Raw genomic sequence first — 18,350 nt, 5'->3', positions numbered from 1 at the left:
GAGCGTCTCATCGGCATTGGGTTAACAGGTGGCGCAAGCTGCGCCGCGCGCGGAATTGTTCGTCTGGGTTGGCATTACCATACTTCATCGTGGCATAGATTGCCAGAAACTGTGCGATGGCGGCGTGCGCCTCGGGTGTGGCCTTGCCTGCGGCCAGGCGCGCAGCATAACCGTGCGGCCCTTCATGCGGCGCACGGCTGTAGCCGCGCTGCGCCTGCTGGCGGCAAAACTGCAGGTACAGGGCGTCGAGCGGATCGCCTTGCCGCGCTTGCCGCCACCAGACCAGTGCACCAACTGCGGCGGACAGCAGGGCCAGCACGGCGCAAGCGAGTGCCAGGGTCGTCGCCGGCAGGTTTTTCAAGCGATCGAGGATGGCGCGCTGGCGTTGCGGCGTGGTGTCGAGGACCCAGCTGCTCCAGGCGTGCTCGGCCTGCTGCCATTGCTGGCGCCATGCGGCAATCGCCCCGTGCGCGCCGCCATCGAGGCCGGCCAGCGCGCGCCAGGCCGTCAGCGGCGACGCGGCCGCTGGCAAGGCGGCATCGAGGTTGCGCTCGGTGCGCAGGGGCGCGACGGCGCTGGTGGGGTCAACGCGTACCCAGCCCCGGCCCGCCAGCCACACTTCGCTCCAGGCATGGGCGTCGGACTGGCGCACGCTCAAGCTGTTGTCGCTAGCGTTGCGCAGGCCGCCCTGGTACCCCGTGACGACGCGCGCGGGAATGCCCATGGCGCGCATCAGCACGACGAAGCTGCCCGCGTAATGCTCGCAAAAGCCCGCCTGCGTGGTAAACAGGAAGTCGTCGACGCCATGCTTGCCCAGCAGCGGTGGCTGCAGGGTGTAGCGGAAAGGTGCGCGGCGGAAATGCGTGAGGACGGCGGCGATGGCGTCGGCGGGTGCCAGCGCCTGTGCGCCGCTGCCGCGCAGTGCGCGGGCCCAGGCCACGCTGCGCGGGTTGCTGCCAGCGGGCAAGGCCAGCCATGGCTGTTGTTGCGCGAGCGACAGGCCGGCCTGCAGCCGGTAGCGGGGCTGGGAACTGACGCGGTAATGCACGGTCGAAGTAATGGGTTGTATGGTCAGCACTTCCAGCGCAGACGACACGACATACGGATTGCCAGGCAAGCGTTCGATGCTGCGCGGTAAGTCGAGCGCGAAGATGCGCCGCTGGCCGTTCGCTGGCAAGGTCACTTCGTAGTGGCTGGGCGGCCCTTCCAGCGCGATGTCGATGCGGCTGTCGCTGGCGGGCGTGCGCCGGCCAGCGCCCATGCGCGCCCAGGTGGCGCCATCGTAGTCACCCAGCACCACGCCGCGCCAGTACAGCTGGTCTTGCGGCGGGAGCGGCGTGGAAAAGCGGGCCGTAAAGACGGGTTCGTTTGATAGGGCCAGCGAGGCGATGGCGCCCGGCTGCATGCTGTCGGACAAGCCCGTGCGCGCCTGCGCCCCTTCTGATGCTGCGCCCCACAGGGGGCCGTCGATGCGCGGTACGGCAAGAAACAGTACGGCCGCCAGGGGAATGGCCAGCGCCAGCATGCGTCCCAGCAAGCCTAGCCTTTGCGCCAGGCGCGGCTGCAGCGTGCCGTACTGGGCAGAGAGCAGGGCGGCCAGCAGCACGATCACGGTGGCCAGCATCCAGGCGGCGCTGAGGATGCCTTGCGCATGAAAGAAATTGGCCAGCAGCAAAAAGAAACTGAGGAAGACGAAGACGAAGATGTCGCGCCGGCCATGCATTTCCAGCGATTTCAAGGCTAGCAGCAGGGCCAGCATGGCCACGCCGGGATCGCGTCCCAGCACGCTGCCGTAGCTGGCGTACACGCCGGCGATGCCCAGCAGGGCCAGCGGCGCCAGCACGGCGAGCGGCGGCTGGCGCCGGCCCCGCACGGTAATGACGGCGCGCCACAGCAGCGGCATGGCTGTCACTACCGACAACCATGGGGGCAGATGCAGCGCGTGGGGCGCGAGCACCATGGCGGCGGCCAGCAACAGCAGCATAATGTCGGCCTTTTCGCGCGGCAAGCCGCTCAGCCAGGTTTTCATGGCATCGCCTGCGCTGGCGGAAAATCGTGCGGCGAACCATGCAGGGCCAGCGCGCGCAGGCAGGCGTCGCGCTGGCTGACACCCAGGGCCGGTGCCAGAGTCAGCTTGTCCAGACGCAAGCCATATGGCAAGCCCGTGCTTTCCGCCTGCAGCACCCAGGCGGCCAGGCGCGACAGGCGCGCTTCCGGCGCCAGCGCGTGCAGCGTGGCGTAGTCGAGCACAAGGTTGCCATGCGTGCCGTGCGCTGCGCCCTTTGGTGCGTCGGCGTCAGGCTGGAATTGTTTGCTGAATAAATGCTCGCCGTCATGGCGGGCGATCTGGCGCCAGGCCAGGCGCTGCAAGGGGTCGCCCGGCTGGTAGGCGCGCACGCCCGTCAGCTCTTGGGCGCCACCGGGCGAGTCTGGCCAGCTTGCCTGCCGTGCCTGCTGTATTGTGCCGGCCAGCCACGGCAGCGGCGGCGCATCTTGCTCGGGCTGCGGATACACGAGCACGCGCGCCTCGGGCTGCCAATGGCACCAGGCAACAAACAGGCCCAGCGGAAAACTGCCGGACAGGCGCACGGCTGGCGCATTCAGCCAACCCCGTTGTTGCGCCGGCACGCCGATGCTGACGGCCGTTTCCCCGTGGGCGGCGATGTCGGCCAGGTTGGGTGATGCCGGCGAACCGATGACGGCCAGATGGATCGCATGGCGCGGGCGGGTGCTGCGGTTGATCAGGCGCAAGGTAAACAAGGCGTGGCTGCCCGCAAACACGGGCTTGCCCGGCGTGGCAGCCAAGGCCAGGCCCGCCAGGTTGCGGCTGCTAAACAGCATGTCGGCGATGGCGCAGGCGGCCGCGAAATACGTGAGTGCATAGCCCAGGCCCAGGCGGTAATTGACGGCGGCGATCCACAGTGCCAGCAACAGCGCGGCAAACGCCAGGCCCGCACGCGAGGGACGGATGTGCACGCGCTGCGCGCCCAGCCAGGGGCGTGCCGGCAGCCATGGAATAGTGCGCCAGCGCATCTCGGTCAGACGGGGATGCTCAACAGCAGATGCTGCAGCAGCGCGCGGCTGTCCGTGGACCCTTGCGCCGCATGCAGGCGGTGGGCGCAGACGGGCAGCAGCACGGCTTGCACATCGTCGGGCGTGACGTGGTCGCGTCCGGCCAAGGCGGCCCAGGCGCGCGCCGCCTGCAACAGGGCCAGCGCGGCGCGCGGGCTGAGGCCGTCGGCAAACACGCCGGGCGCGCGGGTGGCATGCACGAGGGCCAGCACGTAGTCGACGACGGCGGGCGAGGCGTGGATGGCGCGCAGGCCTGCTTGCGCCTGCAGCAATTCTTCCGCGTTCATCACGGCCGGCAAGGTTTGCAGCATGGCGCGGCGGTCGGCGCCCAGCAGCAGCGCCCGTTCGGCGGCCGCATCGGGGTAGCCCAAGGTGACGCACATGAGAAAACGGTCGAGCTGCGATTCGGGCAAGGGGAAGGTACCCAGTTGGTGCGCGCAGTTTTGCGTGGCGATGACGAAAAACGGCTGCGGCAGCGCGTGCGTGACGCCATCGAGCGTCACTTGCCGCTCTTCCATCGCTTCCAGCAAGCCCGATTGCGTCTTCGGCGTGGCGCGGTTGATCTCGTCGGCCAGCAGCACCTGGGTAAACAGGGGGCCTGGATGAAAAATGAAACTGGCGCTGCCCCGGTCATACACGCTCATGCCGGCCACGTCGGCGGGCAGCAGGTCGCTGGTAAATTGCTGGCGCTTCCATTGCAGGCCCAGCGAGATGGCCAGCGCATGCGCCAGCGTGGTCTTGCCTACGCCGGGCACGTCTTCGATCAGCAGGTGGCCGCCCGCCAGCACGCAGGCAAGGGTCTGGCGGATCTGCAAGTGTTTGCCGACGAGAACTTCGCCGATTTGCTGTGCGGCCTGGTGTATTTTCGAAAACATGTTATTTCTATCACAGTACAACGGATTATTTAATTTACAATCGCTTTGGCCAGGTCAAACGGCGCCGCCCGCCAGCTGCGCGCTCGTGGTAGATTAGAGTGACAGCAAAGGCGGCACAGACCAGCCAGTGATTTTATGCGAGAACGCGCAGGGCGAACAGGAATGCCATGCAGTGTTCCCGGAGAATGGACAGAGACAGAGGTAACCAGTACAGCGCATGAGCACAGCCATTTATACCCATCCCGATTGCCAGCGCCATGAAATGGGCGACTGGCACCCTGAATCGCCGGCCCGCTTGCAGGCCATCAACGATCAATTGATCCTCGCGCATATCAGCGACCTGGTCGAGCACCGCGACGGCGTGCGTGCGCAATTGTCCGACATCGAGCGCAACCACAGTGCCACGGCCATCGGCCTGGTGCGCGACAATGTGCCGGCCGAGGGCGACTACTATCCGCTCGACGGCGACACCTTGCTCAACGCGCACAGCTACGAGGCCGCCCTGGCCGCCGCTGGCTCGGCCGTGACTGCCACGGACGCCGTTATCGATGGCGAGATCAGCAACGCCTTTTGCGCGATCCGACCGCCTGGCCACCATGCGCGGCCCAGCGAGCCCATGGGTTTCTGCCTGTTCAACAATGTCGCCATCGCCGCCAAGCATGCGCTCGACGTGCGCGGCCTCGACAGAGTCGCCATCGTCGACTTTGACGTTCATCATGGCAATGGCACGGCCGAATCCGTGGCAAACGATCCACGCATCCTGATGGTGAGTTTTTTCCAGCACCCGTTTTATCCGTACAGCGATGTCGAGTCCTATACGGATACGCGCGTCAACGTGCCCGTGCCGGCCCGCTCGAAGGGCGATGCCGTGCGCCAACTGGTGCTTGACCACTGGCTGCCCGCGCTGCACCGGCAGCAGCCGCAGATGATTTTCATTTCCGCCGGTTTCGATGCCCACCGCGAAGACGATGTGGGCGGCATGGGCCTGGTGGAGGCCGACTACACGTGGCTGACGCAGCAAATGATGGCCGTGGCCAATCAGTATGGCCAGGGCCGCATCGTCAGTTGCCTCGAAGGGGGCTACAACCTGTCGTCGCTGGGCCGCAGCGTGGCGGCGCACGTGAAGGCGCTGGCGGAGCTGTAACGGTGCAGCGAACTACAGCAAGCTGGGACGGCTGCTGGAATTCGTGTGGCGATGGGTCTGGTAGTCGAGCGCGTCGCCGGCCATGAAGCGGCGCCAGGCTTGCGTGTAGACGAGCGATGATTTCTCCGCATCGAAGCTGTCGAGCTGGAGCATGTCGCGGTGGTGCTTGATTTCATTGACCAATTGGTCATACAGCATTTGCAAGCCATAGCTGTCGGCGCTCTGGCGTTTCAGGCGCTCTTCCAGCTGCGCCACTTGCCCCTGCAACTGCCGGCATTCCCTCTTCCAGTCATTGCGTGGCACGCGCTTGGGCGCCATGCCAGTGTGTTCCTTCATCATATCGACCTATCCCCATCGCGTATCTCCCTGCACCTGGCGGAGCCAGCCTGGAAATAATTGCTTTTCATTTAAGAGGCGATATTAGAGCATACTTTTTTATTGCTTGCAGTAAATATAAAAAACCTTGTGGAAATATTTGATCCGGCTTCGCGGGCGCATATCACTGGCGCTGTACTGCCTTCAAGGGCGCAGCGGGGGCGGCTACGGCCATGTTGACGTCGTCGGCGTAAGTGATGGTCAGCAGGGTATTGTCGTCCCAGCTCTGGTCATGCAGCGGCGGCACGTAGCGCTGGCGGTCGTCCGTGACGCGGATGTCCAGCGTGCGCTCGCCCGAGCGCGCCTGCACGGCGGCGAGGCTGCGCGGCACGGGATACAGCACGTGGATCAGCGACGAGTGGCACGGTCCGCCCGCCAGGCGGAACAGGTTGCGCCGCACAAACGGCAGCTGGTCCTGTTCGACGGCCCAGCGGATTTCGCATTCCAGGCGCAAGTCGCCCAGACGGCGCACGTTCGCGGGCAGTCCCGGCGTATGGATGTCGGCGCGCCAGCGCAGGGTGTCGCGCTTCTTGTTGCTGACCAGGTCGGCATTCGCATCGTAGGCCGTCTTGTCGCGCGTCAAGGTGAAGCCGCCATCCGCCGCCAGGGGCACGGGGATCGACAGGTTGTCGGCCGACAGGTGCAGGGTCACGCCATCGAGCCTGGCCTGGGGCGTGGCGGGAACCAGCATGAAGCGCAGCGGCGCGCCCGGCGCCAGGCGCTGGTGGTCGGCATACGCGTCGAGTCCCTTGAGCATGGTGCGGTAGGGGCGCAAGTCGGGATCGCGCGTGCCTTGCACGTCGACAACCTGCTGCATTTCCTGGCTGGCCGTGTCGCCAGGCGCCGCCGTTTGTTCTTGGGCCATGGCGGGCAGCAGGCAGGCGCAGAGGGGGGCGAGGAGGAGGAAACGGGGAAGATGCATGGAATGCGTGCCAGGTTGAGTTTGCAATGGGGAAACCGGCCAGGCTGGACGGACTGCGGATCTTATCATTCAAGTAACTGCCAAATTATCACCAATTGTCTCGTTCGCGTCGCACGGCTGGCGCTGGGCGGCGGAAAATGCGACGTCGTGGCGGCAACCACGTAAAATAGCGGATTGACTGAACGAACTGAAGGCAAGAGCATGGCGATACAATGGTACCCAGGACACATGAACGCGGCCCGCAAGAAAGCGGCCGAGACCATGGAAAATACCGACCTGGTGATTGAAGTGGTGGACGCGCGCCTGCCGGCAGCCAGTTGCAATCCCATGGTGGACGAGCTGCGCCTGTTCCGCCAGCGCCCTTGCCTGAAGATCCTCAACAAGACCGACCTGGCCGATCCTGCCGCCACGGCCGCCTGGGTCGCCTATTTCAATGCCCAGGAAGGCGTGACCGCGTACGCGATGACGACCAAGAAGCCCGGTGACGTGGCGCGCATTCCGGACCTGGCCAAATCGCTGGCGCCGCACCGCGGCGTGCCAACGAAACCGCTGCGCATCATGATCATGGGCATCCCCAACGTGGGCAAGTCGACCCTGATGAACGCGCTGCTGAAAAAGCGCGTGGCGAAGGTGGGCGACGAGCCGGCCGTGACCAAAATGCAGCAAAAATTGTATCTGGACAAGAACACCATCCTGGTCGACACACCCGGCATGCTGTGGCCGAAGATCGCCATCCCCAGCGACGGCCTGATGCTGGCGGCCAGCCACGCCATCGGCTCGAACGCGCTGATCGAAGAAGAAGTGGCCGTCTTCCTGGCCGAGGAATTGCTCAAGCGCTATCCGGACTTGCTGGCGGCCCGCTACGGCACCAAGGTCGATGAAGTCGATGCCATCGGCGTGGTCGAGGGCATTGCCGCCAAGCGCGGCTTCCGCATCAAGGGCGGCGATTACGATTTCGAGAAAGCCTCGCACACCTTGCTGCTCGACTACCGCAGCGGCATCCTCGGGCGCATCTCGCTGGAAACGCCGGATACGCGCGCGACCCTGATGGCCCAGCACGCGGCCGAGATGGCGGAAAAAGCGGCGAAAGCGGCAGAGATTGCGGCCGAAAAGGCCAGGAATTCGGCGCGCGGCAAGCGCGGCACATAAGTTACCGCTTCACTCAGGAAAACGCCGCGACATGGCTGTCGCGGCGTTTTTTTATGCGGCGGCGCCTTCTCCAAACCTGAAACTGGTCACCGCCAGCGCCCCAAAAAAATCCTCCTCGTGATACACCACGTGCGCCGCTTCCTGCTCGGCCGCACCGAGCGCCACCATCAGCGGTAGCAGATGGTCTTCCTGCGGATGGGCCTGGCGTGCACCGGGCGCCTGGTCCCAGGCCAGCAACTGTTCCAGCCGCTGCTGCGGCGGCAGGGCCATCGCCTGGCGCAGCCAGGCGTCGAACTGGTGCGAGGCGACGGCGCCCGCCTGGCCGAACTGGCGCAGGTTATGGTAAGACAGGCCGCTGCCGAGTATCAGCACGCCTTGCCGGCGCAAGCTGGCCAGCGCGCGGCCCACCTCGATGTGCGTGAGCGGGTCGTAATCGTGCTTCAGCGACAATTGCACCAGCGGCATATCGGCCTGCGGGTAGATGGGGAACAGGGCGCTGAAGGTGCCGTGGTCGAAACCCCGCTCGTGGTCGAGGCGCGCCGGATGGCCGGCTGTATCGAGCAATTGCTTTACCTGCGCCGCCAGTGCCGGTGCGCCCGGTGCCGGGTACTGGATCTGATACGTGTGCGGCGGAAAGCCCGAATAATCGTAGATCATGCCCGGCTGCGGGCTGGCCGAGACGAGGAACTGCGGCCCTTCCCAGTGCGCCGTAACCACCAGCACGGCCTTCGGCCGCGCGCCGATCTGGCGTGGGATATCCTGCAACGATGCTTCGAGCACGTCGTAGCGGTCGCCGAACTGGTCTTTCATGAACGGCCACGGGCCGCCGCCGTGCGACAGGAAATAGGTGGGGAAGGTGTGCTCTTGCATGGCGGCTCCGGAGTGGAATGACTGATGCTACCGATGATAGTCATGCGCGGTCAGTTGATCAAGATTGAAATTATTGATATATCATTTCCATTTTGTTGATAATGGGATGGTCATGGATACCTTGCGCAGCATGCGCGTGTTTCGCGCCGTGGTGGAGCTGGACAGTTTCGTGCGTGCCAGCGAGCGCCTGGATGTATCGCCGGCCATGGTCAGCAAGCACGTGATGCACCTGGAGCGCCACCTGGGCGCGCGCCTGCTGAACCGCAGCAGCCGTCACCTGAGCCTGACGGAAATCGGCAAAGTGTATTTTGAACAATGCCGTGACATGCTCGACAATCTCGATGAAGTGGAAGCGACCGTCGGCCGCACGACGGTGGTGCCACGCGGCATGCTACGTCTGAGCGCCCCCGTGTGGTTCGCCAACGCCATCTTTACGCGCACCTTGGTGGCTTACCGCGAGCGCTTTCCGGAAGTCACGTTCGACATCGACCTCAGCGGAAGAGTGGTCAACCTGGTGGAAGAGGGCTTTGATCTGGCCCTGCGCGTGAGCCAGGCACCGGCGCCGACCCTGATCGCGCGGCCCATCGGCAGCATCGCCTTTCACCTGGTGGCCGCGCCCGCCTACCTGGCGCGCGCGGGCCACCCGCAAACGCCGCAGGACATGGCGCTGCACGCCATGATCAGCTATTCCTTGTTGTCAAACGGTAATGAACTGGCCTTTGACGGGCCGCAGGGGCGCGAGACGGTGAAGTTCTCGCCCGTGCTGCAATGCAATAACGAAAGCTTGCTGCATGCGGCCGCACTCGACGGCATGGGCATCGCCCTGTTGCCGTCGTGGCAGACGGATGCCGACCTGGCGGCGGGGCGGCTGATGCGTCTTTTCGACGGCTACCAGCTGGCAGGCGGCAAGGTGTACGCCGTCTACACGAGCCGCCGCTACCTGTCCTCGAAAGTGCGCACCTTCATCGACTTCCTGGCCGATGAAGGGCGCCTGGGCAGCTGACGGCCCCAGCGGCGCACGCCGTGCGTATAATGATTCGCTTTTGCCATCCTCCCGTTTCACTACCGTGCGTGCCCCGGTAGCGCACCCAGCTTGCCGCCATGATGCCTGCCCCTCCCGCCCTGACCATCGCCACGCGTACCTTGCTGCTGTGCGCCCTGGCCATGCCGGCGTGCGCACAGGAGCTTGAATCGCCTGCCGCGCCGCCATCCGTGCAGCAGGACGGCGGCGCGGCAGGCGTCACGCATGGTGACTTGTCCACCGAGCTGGCGCAGGGCGGCCAGCACAGCGTGCGCGGCGCCCTGTCGCGCGACCAGGGCGGCATGATGCTCGATGTGGCCATCGACGGGCTGCGCAATGGCAATTACCGCGACGGCAGCGTGTTTCACCAGCGCGGCTTCAACGGCGGTGCGGAATGGAAGCTGCGCCAGGGCCGCTTCGGCTTCAGCGCCGACCAGCTGAAGCAGGACACCCGCTATCCCGCGCCCGAGGCGCCGTTCCTGGCCTTGCTGGCGGCCCGCCCGGAAGACCTGTACCGCTATGAGGTGCGGCGCGCCAGCGCCTTCGTGCAGCGCTACGTGGGCAAGTTCGAGCTGGGCGTGGAGCTGTCGCAGCGGGAAAAGCGCGCCACGGCCCAGTATGCGGGCGAGGACGGCGGCAGCGAATCGAGGTACAGCAGCCGCCGCCGGCAACTGGCGCCGCGCCTGCGCCATTCCGGCAAGGTGGGGGGCGTGGGCACGGATACGGAAGTGGGCCTGGACCTGATGCAGTGGGAGCGGAGCTCGGGGCGCGATGGCGATGGGCAGCGCCGCCAGTACTCGCGCGCGCTGCTGCTGCGCGAGGAGCTGGCCTTCGGCGGCCTGTATGCGCCGCGCCTGCTGCTGGGATTGCGGCATGAACAGTTCCAGCTCGATCCGGCCGACCTGCCCGCCGGCGGCAGCGACTGGGAAAACCAGAACGCCTGGGACGTGCAGGGCAGCCTGCAACTGCGCCCGCAACTGAGCGTGTATGCCAAGGCTGCGCGCAGCTACCGTATCGACGACGATGGCTATACCCGTGCCGGCTACCGTCCCCTGGCGGGACAGTTGCGGCGCGAAACGGAAGTGGGTGCCACCTTCGGCGACGCGGCGCGCAGCGCTTCCGTGCGCATCTTCAGCGAGCGCCTGAGCAACCAGATCGTCTTTGACCAGAGCCTGGGCCAGCTGGGCTTTGCGGGCAACCTCGACCCTTCGCGCCGCGACGGCATTGCCATCGAGGCCAGCATGGCGCTGGCGCGTGACTGGCGCCTCGACGCGCAGCTGCGGCAAGTGCATGCGCGCTACGACGATTACGCCTACGATGGCCCGGATATCGCCCTCGTGCCCAAGACCCTGGCCAGCCTGCGCCTGTACTGGACGGGGCAGGCCGGCGCCAGTGCCGACGTGGGCGTGCAATGGCTGCGCGTCCTGCGCTATGGCCCGGATTTCGACAACAGCTGCCTGGCGCAAGTGCCCGCATTCGCCACCGTGGATGGGCGCTACGTGCGCAAGCTGGGTGCCTGGGAGCTGGAACTGGCCGGCAGCAACCTGGCCAACCGCCGCCATTACGGCGATGCGCCCGGTTGCCGTTCCAGCATTTACCTCAAGGATGCGCGCCAGCTGCGCGTGTCGGCGCGCTACCATTTTTGAAGTCCAAGCGCGGCGGGGCTTAAATGCGGCTTAAGCGGGCGCAAAGCGGGGCGATAAACACGGCTTTTTTCTGCCCGGGCTTCATCGACCGGCGCAAAAAGTGGTAATCTCGCCCCGTTCACGACCACTTTATGATGAAGGATTAATATGCGTTTTCTGCGTTTCTTGCGTCCCCTGCTCGCCGCCGTCACCCTGGTGGCGGCCACCGGCGGCGCCATGGCGGCCGATACCGGCTTTACCACGCTCCCGACGCCAGTGCGCACGGACACGGGCAAGAAGGTGGAAGTGGTCGAATACTTCATGTATTCCTGCCCGCATTGCTACGCGCTCGATCCGCTGATGCACGACTGGGTCAAGAAGCAAGGCGACAAGATCGCCTTCCGCCGCATCCACCTGGCCTTCTCCGGCCCGAAAGACCCACAGGCGCACGCGTATGCCACCCTGGAGGCGATGGGCCAGCTGGAGCAGTTCCACGACAAGATCTTCCGCGCCATCCACGTCGAGCGCAACCGCCTGAACCGCGATGACGCCATCCTCGACCTGCTGGTCAAGAACGGCATCGACAAGGCGAAATACCTGGACATGTTCAATTCCTTTGGCGTGCAGACCAAGCTGAAACGCAACGAGCAGCTGATCACTGCCAGCAAGATTGACAGCGCGCCGACCATCGTCATCGACGGCCGCTTCGTCACGTCGCCGTCGCAGCTGTCGCGTCCGGGCCAGTCCGAGCCGCAAACCCAGGCAGCGACCCTGCGCGTGATGGATGAACTGGTGGCGCGCACGCTGAAAGAGCGCGCTCCCGCGCCAGCGAAGAAGTAAGCGGAGAGCGCCATGAAACAGCTGCCCTGGACCTTGTGCGTACTGGCCCTCGCCCTCGTGGCGTGGCTGGCGCTTGCCGTCGTCAGCGTGGAAAACCAGCGCAATGCGCTGGCCAGCAAGGCTTGCGTGGATCCCGCGTTCAAGAACGAGGTCGATGCAAAATGCTTGGCGTCCGTGCAGTCGCGCGAACACTGGTGGCAGCACCTCACTTACGCCATGACGCATTTCCGAAATTGAATGCGCCTGCATGAAAACCCGCCGCGCGCGGGTTTTTTTTCGTCCGCGTATGATGAAGCCACAACCAGCCAGGAGGGACGATGAAGGAAGTGATCTTGATTACCGGTAGCAGCCGCGGCATCGGCGCGGCGACGGCGCTGCTGGCGGCGCGCCAGGGCTATGCCGTCTGCGTCAACTATGTGCGCGATGCGCAGGCGGCCGAGGAACTGTGCGCGCGTATCGTCGCCGGCGGCGGCGAGGCGATTGCCGTGCAGGCCGACGTGGGCGATGAAGCGGACGTGGAACGGCTGTTCGGCGAAGTCGATGCGCGCCTGGGCACGCTCACGGCGCTGGTCAATAATGTGGGCGTGCTGGAGCAGAAATGCCGGCTGGCCGACATTTCCGTGCGGCGCCTGGAACGCGTGCTGCGCACCAACGTGATCAGTTATTTTTTGTGCTGCCAGCAAGCCGTGCGGCGCATGTCGACGGCGAACGGCGGGCAGGGAGGGCGCATCGTGAACGTCTCGTCGGTGGCCGCGCGCATCGGCTCCCCGGGCGAATACATCGATTACGCGGCCTCGAAAGGTGCCGTCGATACCTTGACCCTCGGGCTGGCGAAGGAAGTGGCGGCCGAGGGCATCCGCGTCAACGGCGTGCGGCCCGGCATCATCTATACGGCCATCCACGCGTCTGGCGGTGAGCCGGGGCGGGTGGCGCGCCTGGCGTCCGGCGTGCCGATGCAGCGCGGTGGCGAGCCGGAAGAAATCGCCGATGCCATCCTGTACCTGCTGGGGCCAGGAGCGAGCTATGTGACGGGCAGCATTCTCGACGTGGCGGGCGGACGCTGATTTTCAAATTCGGCAAGCGATTGCTTCAATTGACAGGCTAATTATCAAGCAAGACGATTAAATCCAGAATGGCGGTGTGCCATATGCAGTAGGTACGCCGATCAACCAACCTGGATTTATCATGCCGACCCTTGTTCTTGCTCCCGCCATCCTGGCCCTGTCTCTGCTGGCCGCCGCGCCGGCCCATGCCGCCACGGATTTGCCCATGCCGTCCCACCTGTCCGGCGCCGCTGCCACCGACAAGGTGGTGCAGGCGGCGCGCCGCTATGCCGCGTTCTGGCAGAGCGGCGATCCGGCCCTGGCGCGCCTGGCGCTGGCCGACAATTTTATTGACCGCACCCTGCCCGCCGGCCGCCCGCAGGGATTGGCCGGCCCGCTGCAGGCGTCGCAGGTATTCCACGCGGCCGTGCCGGACTTGCAGGTGGCCATCGAGGACATGCTGGTGGCGGGCGACCGGGTGACCCTGCGCCTGCATTTCACGGGCCGCTTCACGGGCGTCTTCCCCACGCCGCAGGGCGAGCTGCGCGGCCAGGGGCAAACCATCGATTTTTACGCGTTTGATCTGTACCAGGTCGACGCGCAGGGGCGCATCAGCGACAACTGGCACCTGGAAGACAATCTGACCCTGCTGCGCCAGCTGGGCGTGCTGCCGCAGTAAGGGCGGCCGTCAGGCTTGCAGCGCGGCGAACTGCCGCAGCAGGAAGTCGGCCAGCAGGGCCACGCGCGGCGGCTGGAAGCGGCTGCGCCGGTACAGCAGGTGCAAGGGGACGCTATCGGCAAAATATTCGTCGAGCACCGTCTGCAAGCGCCCTGCACGCAGGTCGTCGCCGATGTCGAGCAGGGATTTGTAGGCATAGCCATGGCCGGCCACGGCCCAGCGGCGGATGATTTCGCCGTCGTTGCTGTGCCAGGCGCCTTGCAGGCGCAAGCCGTGGCGCTTGCCGTTCTCGCGGTAGCGCCATTCCTGCGGCGCGCCGTCGCCCGCCGTGAGCACCAGGGTCGGCAGCAGCGCCAGGTCGCGCGGCGTGGCCGGCAAGCCCACCCTGGCGGCCAGCGCGGGCGCCACGCACACGACGCGCCGGCCCGGGTGCAGCAGGCGCGCCACCATCTCGCTGTCGGGCAGCTCGCCGTAGCGGATAGCCAGGTCGACCTCGTCCTGCACCAGGTTGGCCGTGGCATCCGTCAGGGTCAGCGCATGGCGCACCTGCGGGTGCAGCACGGCAAAGCGGTCGAGCATCGGCAGCAGCAACTGGCGGCCGATATCGGACGGCGCCGAGATGCGCACCACGCCGCGCACGGCACCAGCGTCCCCGTGCAAGCCGTCTTCCGCCTGCGCCAGCAAGTCCAGCGCCTGTTCGCTGTAGCGGCGGTAGTGCAAACCCTCTTGCGTCAGGCGCAGCTGGCGCGTGGTGCGTTCGAACAGGGTGGCGCCCAGCGCCGTTTCCAGGCGCGCGATGGCGGCGCTGGCGGCTGCTGGCGACAGACCGTGCTTGCGGCCGGCGGCGGAAAAGCTGCCCAGCGCCGCGGCGTCGAGGAACAGGGCGATTTCCGCCAGGCGCCCGGCGCCGCCGTTGCGGCTCATGCGGGATGCGCGGCGGCTGGCTTCGGCGCGGGTGCCGAGTGGGGCGTGATCACCACGGTGCAGGTGGTGCCGGCTACCAGCAATTGCCCCTTCGGCTGCTCGTCGATGTGGATGCGCACGGGCACGCGCTGCGCCAGGCGCACCCAGTTGAAGGTGGGATTGACGTCGGCCAGCAGTTCGCGGCCCGTGGCGGCATCGCGATCGGTGATGCCGCGCGCGATGCTTTCGATGTGGCCATGCAGGGTGCCGCCGCTCATCAGATTCATTTCCGCCTTGTCATCCGGCGCCAGCATGCCCAGCTTGGTTTCTTCGAAATAGCCGACGACGTAGTACGAGGCGCTGTCGATGACGGCCAGCTTGGGGGCGCCGACGGCGGCGAAATCACCCTTGTGCACGTTCAGGTTGGTCACGTAGCCGCTGACGGGGGCGCGCACGGTGGTGCGTTCCAGGTTCAACTGGGCCAGCGCGCGCGCGGCCACGGCGGCCTGCACTTGCGACGAGGCCGAGCTGGCGGCGTAGGCCGCGCTTTCGCGGCTTTCCGTGGAAATGATGCTGGCGTCCAGATTGGCGCGGCGCTGCGCTTCCTTGCCGCGGCGGCCCATTTCCGTTTTTTGCGTGGCCAGCACGGCGTCGGCCTGCGCCAGCGCGCTGGCGTAGCGTTCCTTGTCGACGACGAACAGCACATCGCCTTTTTGTACCACCTGGTTGTCGCGCACCAGCACGTCCGTGACGGTGCCGGCCACGTCGGCGCTGATATTGACGATGTCGGCCTTGATGCGGCCGTCGCGCGTCCACGGCGACTCCATGTAGCGGTCCCAGACGGTCTTGCCTATCCACAGGGCTGCGGCCAGTAGCAGCAAGGTGATTGCATAGCGGGTCAGTTTGCTTACCATGTCGGCAGCCTTTCCTTGATTGGGTTGAACAGTTTTTTTTATTTGCAGAGCTATTTGTACAGCGATAAGGTCAGTGCGCCGAAGATGGCGATGAAGATGCACAGCCGCGCCAGCGACGGGTGCCACACCATGCGGTACACGCCCAGCCAGCCCAGTACGCGGTCGAGCAGGGTTTGCAGGCCGATGCTGAGGATGAACAGGGGCAGAAGGGTAGGAATCAGAATTCCGAACAGGGCGAATTCACGCGGCATGGTGGTCTCCGGCGCCAGGCGCCATATGGTCGAGCAATGAGGTGTAGATCGAATGCAGGTCGACCAGCGCTGTCTGCAGGCGCACGCCTTGCTCCGGCGCCGTGCCGCTGGCGGCCTGGGCTGCGCGCACCACGCCACCGGCCTGCAGGGTGGCCGCCAGCGCGTCCTGCAGTTGCGCCTCGCCGCGCGTGCGCAGCCAGGCGGCGAGGCTGTCCACGCAGCGCTGCAGGGCGTCGCGCGCGGGGCTGTTGCCGGAAGAACTGGCGATCAGTTCGCGCAGTTCGATTACGGAATGGCCGATTTCCAGCAGGGTCAAGGCCTGGCGCACGACGGCGCGCGTGGCCACGCCCGGCGCCGGTCCTGCCGCCGCATTGAGCTGGCTGAGGAGGTCGCGCACGCGGTTGTCGAAGCGGTGTTTGACGCGCCGTGCGGGCGCCGTGCACGCATGCAGCGCTTCGCGCCACAGGGCGCGGCCGATGTGGTCCTTGTGGCCCATCGTGTGCTCGGGCAGCAGCACGGCAAACACGAGGGCGGCCAGCATCAGGCCGACGATCAGCGCCATGCCGGTGTTCAAAAAGGCCGCGCCGTCGACATGCATCACGTTGGTCGGCGCCATCTGCGTGATGAAGGTCGACACGCCCAGGCCCACGCCCAGCTTGGCGGGATTCGTCATCAGGTACAGGCCGACGGCGAGGAAGGGCGCAAAACTCAGCACCAGCATGGGGAAACCGTCGCCATGCACCAGCACGAAATACACGCAGACGAGCGACAGGGGCATGGCGATGAAAAAGCCTGTCAGCACCTGGCGGATCATCATGATGGGGCGTGGCGAGGACGAGGCCAGCGCGCAGAACACGGCCGCCATCAGCATCGCCGTGCTGGCGTAGGGCCAGGCGAGGAAGTAGGCGCCCAGCGCCAGCAGGGCCAGGCTGATGGCCGCGCGCGCGCCGCTGGCGATGACCAGCGCGGGCGGCGTCTTCGGCGCATACGCCTGCGGCGTGCTCACTTCCAGCGGCGTATCGTGCGCCAGGCTGAAATACACTTCGTGAAAGCGGCTCATGTCGCGCGCGAAGCGTTCCAGCAGTTCGCACACGGTGTCGAAATCGATGCGCTGCGCATGCGCGATGGTCGCGCTATCGATGTCCGCACGCGCCAGCGCCAGCGCCGTTTGCAGGTGCCGCTGCATGGTGTCGAGCGAGTCTTGCGACGGCGTCGCCTGCAGCGCCTCGGCGACGATGGCGTACAGGGGCGCACATGCCTGCATGACTTGTGTCTCGCCATCGCGCTGCAGACGGTCGAACAGGCGGTGAAAGGTATAGAAGGTGGTCAGCGCCGTCATGAAGGTGGCGTTGAAGGCGTGCAGCTTGCGGTTTTGCGCACGCACGTGACCCACTTTGCTGGTCACTTCGAACAGCGCGGCCGAGCGGCCCAGTTCCAGCGCCGCCACGTCGGCGGCAAACTGCAAATGCGTCAATTCCACCTGCGCCGGCGTGAGCTTTTGCTGCAGCACGTCCTGGCAAAAGGTGAGAAATTTGCCATAGCGCGCCTGCACCGTGCGCATCACCTGCGTACCCTGGTGACGCGGCAGCAGCACGCTGGAGACGACGGCCGAGCAGATGATGCCCAGGCCGACTTCGGCCACGCGCGTGACGGCCAGCGAGAACACCTGCATCGGTTGCTCGATGGCGGGCAACACGATCATGCAGGCCGTGTAGCCAGCCAGCACGTACACATACGACTGGGCATTGCGGTGCAGGGCCGAGCCGCTCGTGCACAGGCCCACCCACAGGGCCAGGCCGGCGAACAGCAGTACGGGCTGCTGCGGGAACAGGCCGATCAGGGTCAGCGCGGCCAGGCAGCCCAGCAGGGTGCCGCACAGGCGGTAAAAGCTTTTTTCCAGCACCATGCCGCTGCTGGGCAGGGCCAGGATGATGGTGGTGGTCATGGCCGTGCTGGGTGAATCAAGGCCCAGGCGGTAGGCCAGCCACAGGGCGCAGAACGCCGCGATGAGGGTCTTGCCGACGTAAATCCAGCGTTCGCCTTCCGTTGTGCGCCAGTCTTGCAGCGCCAGTGCCAGCCAGTGGGCCGCCCGGCTCAGGGGGCCATATGTAGGTGTTGTGGCTGGCGTCATCGATAGGCTATCAGTTCTGGTTGTTGAGATTATTCAGGTTGCGCAACTGGCGCACGTACAGCTTGTCGAGCACTTGCAGCTCTTCTTGCGTAAATCCCTCGTACAGGGCCGAGGTATCCTGGTACACGTCGGGCAGCGCCGTTTCGATCAGGGCGCGGCCCTTGTCGGTCAGCGAGATCATCACGGAGCGGCGGTCGCCGGGGCGCGTGCCGCGGTGGATCAGGCCGCGCGTTTCCAGGTCGTTGCAGACGCGCGTCAGGTTGGCCGGCTTTTCATGGCAGGCCATGCCCAGGGTGCAGGCATTCGAGGTTTCGTCGTCCGTGCCGTACAGTACGGCGAGCACCATGTAGCTGGCATCGACCAGGTCATGCTTTTTCAGCGCGGCATTGGTCAAGTCCTTCATGCCTTTTTGAATGTGGTACGTCATGCGCAACAGGCGCATCAGTTCCATGGGGAAGCCTGGCATGCGCGTGCGGATGTTTTGCAGCCGCTTGGAGGTGGCGTCAAAAGCGGTCATGTCAATTCCTTCATGTGTG

Annotated in this window: 19 protein-coding genes; 8 read left to right on the top strand and 11 right to left on the bottom strand. The window is 65.7% G+C overall.

The window, feature by feature from the left end; genetic code table 11:
• Positions 1-7: 7 nt before the first annotated feature.
• Genes ACP7EG_RS17300 through ACP7EG_RS17290 form a run of 3 tightly spaced genes read right to left on the bottom strand, consistent with a single transcriptional unit; the run spans position 8 to position 3,947 of the window.
• A complete protein-coding gene (locus ACP7EG_RS17300; protein WP_426088614.1) occupies positions 8-2,029 on the bottom strand; it encodes a transglutaminase TgpA family protein in 2,022 nt (673 codons plus the stop codon).
• Positions 2,026-3,033 (bottom strand): DUF58 domain-containing protein, encoded by a 1,008-nt coding sequence (locus tag ACP7EG_RS17295; RefSeq protein ID WP_426088613.1) that lies wholly within the window; start codon positions 3,031-3,033, stop codon positions 2,026-2,028. The genes ACP7EG_RS17300 and ACP7EG_RS17295 overlap by 4 nt, the downstream gene beginning before the upstream one ends.
• A gap of 5 nt (positions 3,034-3,038) precedes the next feature.
• A complete protein-coding gene (locus ACP7EG_RS17290) occupies positions 3,039-3,947 on the bottom strand; it encodes an AAA family ATPase (RefSeq protein WP_426088612.1) in 909 nt (302 codons plus the stop codon).
• A 217-nt stretch (positions 3,948-4,164) separates the two neighbouring features.
• Here ACP7EG_RS17290 and ACP7EG_RS17285 point away from each other — a divergent pair, with 217 nt between their 5' ends.
• The gene (locus tag ACP7EG_RS17285; protein ID WP_426088611.1) at positions 4,165-5,091 is read left to right on the top strand and encodes a histone deacetylase family protein; all 927 of its coding nucleotides are present in this window, start codon (positions 4,165-4,167) and stop codon (positions 5,089-5,091) included.
• A gap of 12 nt (positions 5,092-5,103) precedes the next feature.
• On the opposite strand, the gene ACP7EG_RS17280 is transcribed toward ACP7EG_RS17285, so the two are convergent.
• Entirely contained in the window at positions 5,104-5,430 is a 327-nt protein-coding gene (locus ACP7EG_RS17280; RefSeq protein WP_426088610.1) for a hypothetical protein, read from the bottom strand.
• Positions 5,431-5,590: 160 nt separating this feature from the next.
• The gene (locus ACP7EG_RS17275) at positions 5,591-6,331 is read right to left on the bottom strand and encodes a hypothetical protein (protein ID WP_426088609.1); all 741 of its coding nucleotides are present in this window, start codon (positions 6,329-6,331) and stop codon (positions 5,591-5,593) included.
• Positions 6,332-6,589: 258 nt separating this feature from the next.
• On the opposite strand from ACP7EG_RS17275, the gene ylqF reads away from it, so the two are divergent.
• Positions 6,590-7,537, top strand: a complete 948-nt coding sequence (gene ylqF / locus ACP7EG_RS17270) for a ribosome biogenesis GTPase YlqF (protein WP_426088608.1) — start codon at positions 6,590-6,592, stop codon at positions 7,535-7,537.
• Between the two features lie 51 nt (positions 7,538-7,588).
• On the opposite strand, the gene ACP7EG_RS17265 is transcribed toward ylqF, so the two are convergent.
• On the bottom strand, positions 7,589-8,407 hold the full coding sequence (locus tag ACP7EG_RS17265) for a DODA-type extradiol aromatic ring-opening family dioxygenase (RefSeq protein ID WP_426088607.1): 819 nt from the start codon (positions 8,405-8,407) through the stop codon (positions 7,589-7,591).
• 112 nt (positions 8,408-8,519) lie between these two features.
• Between ACP7EG_RS17265 and ACP7EG_RS17260 the strand changes: the two genes are divergently transcribed.
• From ACP7EG_RS17260 to ACP7EG_RS17235, 6 genes are all read left to right on the top strand, one after another.
• Entirely contained in the window at positions 8,520-9,410 is an 891-nt protein-coding gene (locus tag ACP7EG_RS17260; RefSeq protein WP_426088606.1) for a LysR family transcriptional regulator, read from the top strand.
• Between the two features lie 98 nt (positions 9,411-9,508).
• Complete coding sequence (locus ACP7EG_RS17255; RefSeq protein WP_426088605.1) at positions 9,509-11,074, top strand: TonB-dependent receptor domain-containing protein; 1,566 nt, start codon at positions 9,509-9,511, stop codon at positions 11,072-11,074.
• 147 nt (positions 11,075-11,221) lie between these two features.
• Positions 11,222-11,893 carry a thiol:disulfide interchange protein DsbA/DsbL gene (locus tag ACP7EG_RS17250; RefSeq protein WP_099760268.1) on the top strand — a complete coding sequence of 224 codons (672 nt, stop codon included), beginning with the start codon at positions 11,222-11,224 and terminating at the stop codon, positions 11,891-11,893.
• A gap of 12 nt (positions 11,894-11,905) precedes the next feature.
• The gene (locus ACP7EG_RS17245; protein WP_071078945.1) at positions 11,906-12,130 is read left to right on the top strand and encodes a hypothetical protein; all 225 of its coding nucleotides are present in this window, start codon (positions 11,906-11,908) and stop codon (positions 12,128-12,130) included.
• 80 nt (positions 12,131-12,210) lie between these two features.
• Positions 12,211-12,957, top strand: coding sequence for an SDR family oxidoreductase (locus tag ACP7EG_RS17240; RefSeq protein ID WP_426088604.1), 747 nt, complete (start codon positions 12,211-12,213; stop codon positions 12,955-12,957).
• A 121-nt stretch (positions 12,958-13,078) separates the two neighbouring features.
• A complete protein-coding gene (locus ACP7EG_RS17235; RefSeq protein ID WP_426088603.1) occupies positions 13,079-13,615 on the top strand; it encodes an ester cyclase in 537 nt (178 codons plus the stop codon).
• Positions 13,616-13,624: 9 nt separating this feature from the next.
• Here the strand turns inward: ACP7EG_RS17235 and ACP7EG_RS17230 are convergent, their stop codons facing one another.
• Genes ACP7EG_RS17230 through ACP7EG_RS17210 form a run of 5 tightly spaced genes read right to left on the bottom strand, consistent with a single transcriptional unit; the run spans position 13,625 to position 18,331 of the window.
• Complete coding sequence (locus ACP7EG_RS17230; protein WP_426088602.1) at positions 13,625-14,539, bottom strand: LysR substrate-binding domain-containing protein; 915 nt, start codon at positions 14,537-14,539, stop codon at positions 13,625-13,627.
• Entirely contained in the window at positions 14,536-15,432 is an 897-nt protein-coding gene (locus ACP7EG_RS17225; protein WP_426088601.1) for an efflux RND transporter periplasmic adaptor subunit, read from the bottom strand. The genes ACP7EG_RS17230 and ACP7EG_RS17225 overlap by 4 nt, the downstream gene beginning before the upstream one ends.
• A gap of 50 nt (positions 15,433-15,482) precedes the next feature.
• Positions 15,483-15,683, bottom strand: coding sequence for a DUF1656 domain-containing protein (locus ACP7EG_RS17220; protein WP_071078940.1), 201 nt, complete (start codon positions 15,681-15,683; stop codon positions 15,483-15,485).
• Entirely contained in the window at positions 15,673-17,814 is a 2,142-nt protein-coding gene (locus ACP7EG_RS17215) for an FUSC family protein (RefSeq protein ID WP_426088600.1), read from the bottom strand. The genes ACP7EG_RS17220 and ACP7EG_RS17215 overlap by 11 nt, the downstream gene beginning before the upstream one ends.
• 10 nt (positions 17,815-17,824) lie before the next feature.
• Entirely contained in the window at positions 17,825-18,331 is a 507-nt protein-coding gene (locus ACP7EG_RS17210) for a MarR family winged helix-turn-helix transcriptional regulator (protein WP_071078938.1), read from the bottom strand.
• Positions 18,332-18,350: the final 19 nt, after the last annotated feature.

It is taken from the genome of Janthinobacterium sp. PSPC1-1 (assembly GCF_049897625.1).
GTDB lineage: Bacteria > Pseudomonadota > Gammaproteobacteria > Burkholderiales > Burkholderiaceae_D > Janthinobacterium > Janthinobacterium tructae.
The sequence above is the reverse complement of the archived record's forward strand: the minus strand, read 5'-3'. Positions and strand labels throughout refer to the sequence as shown.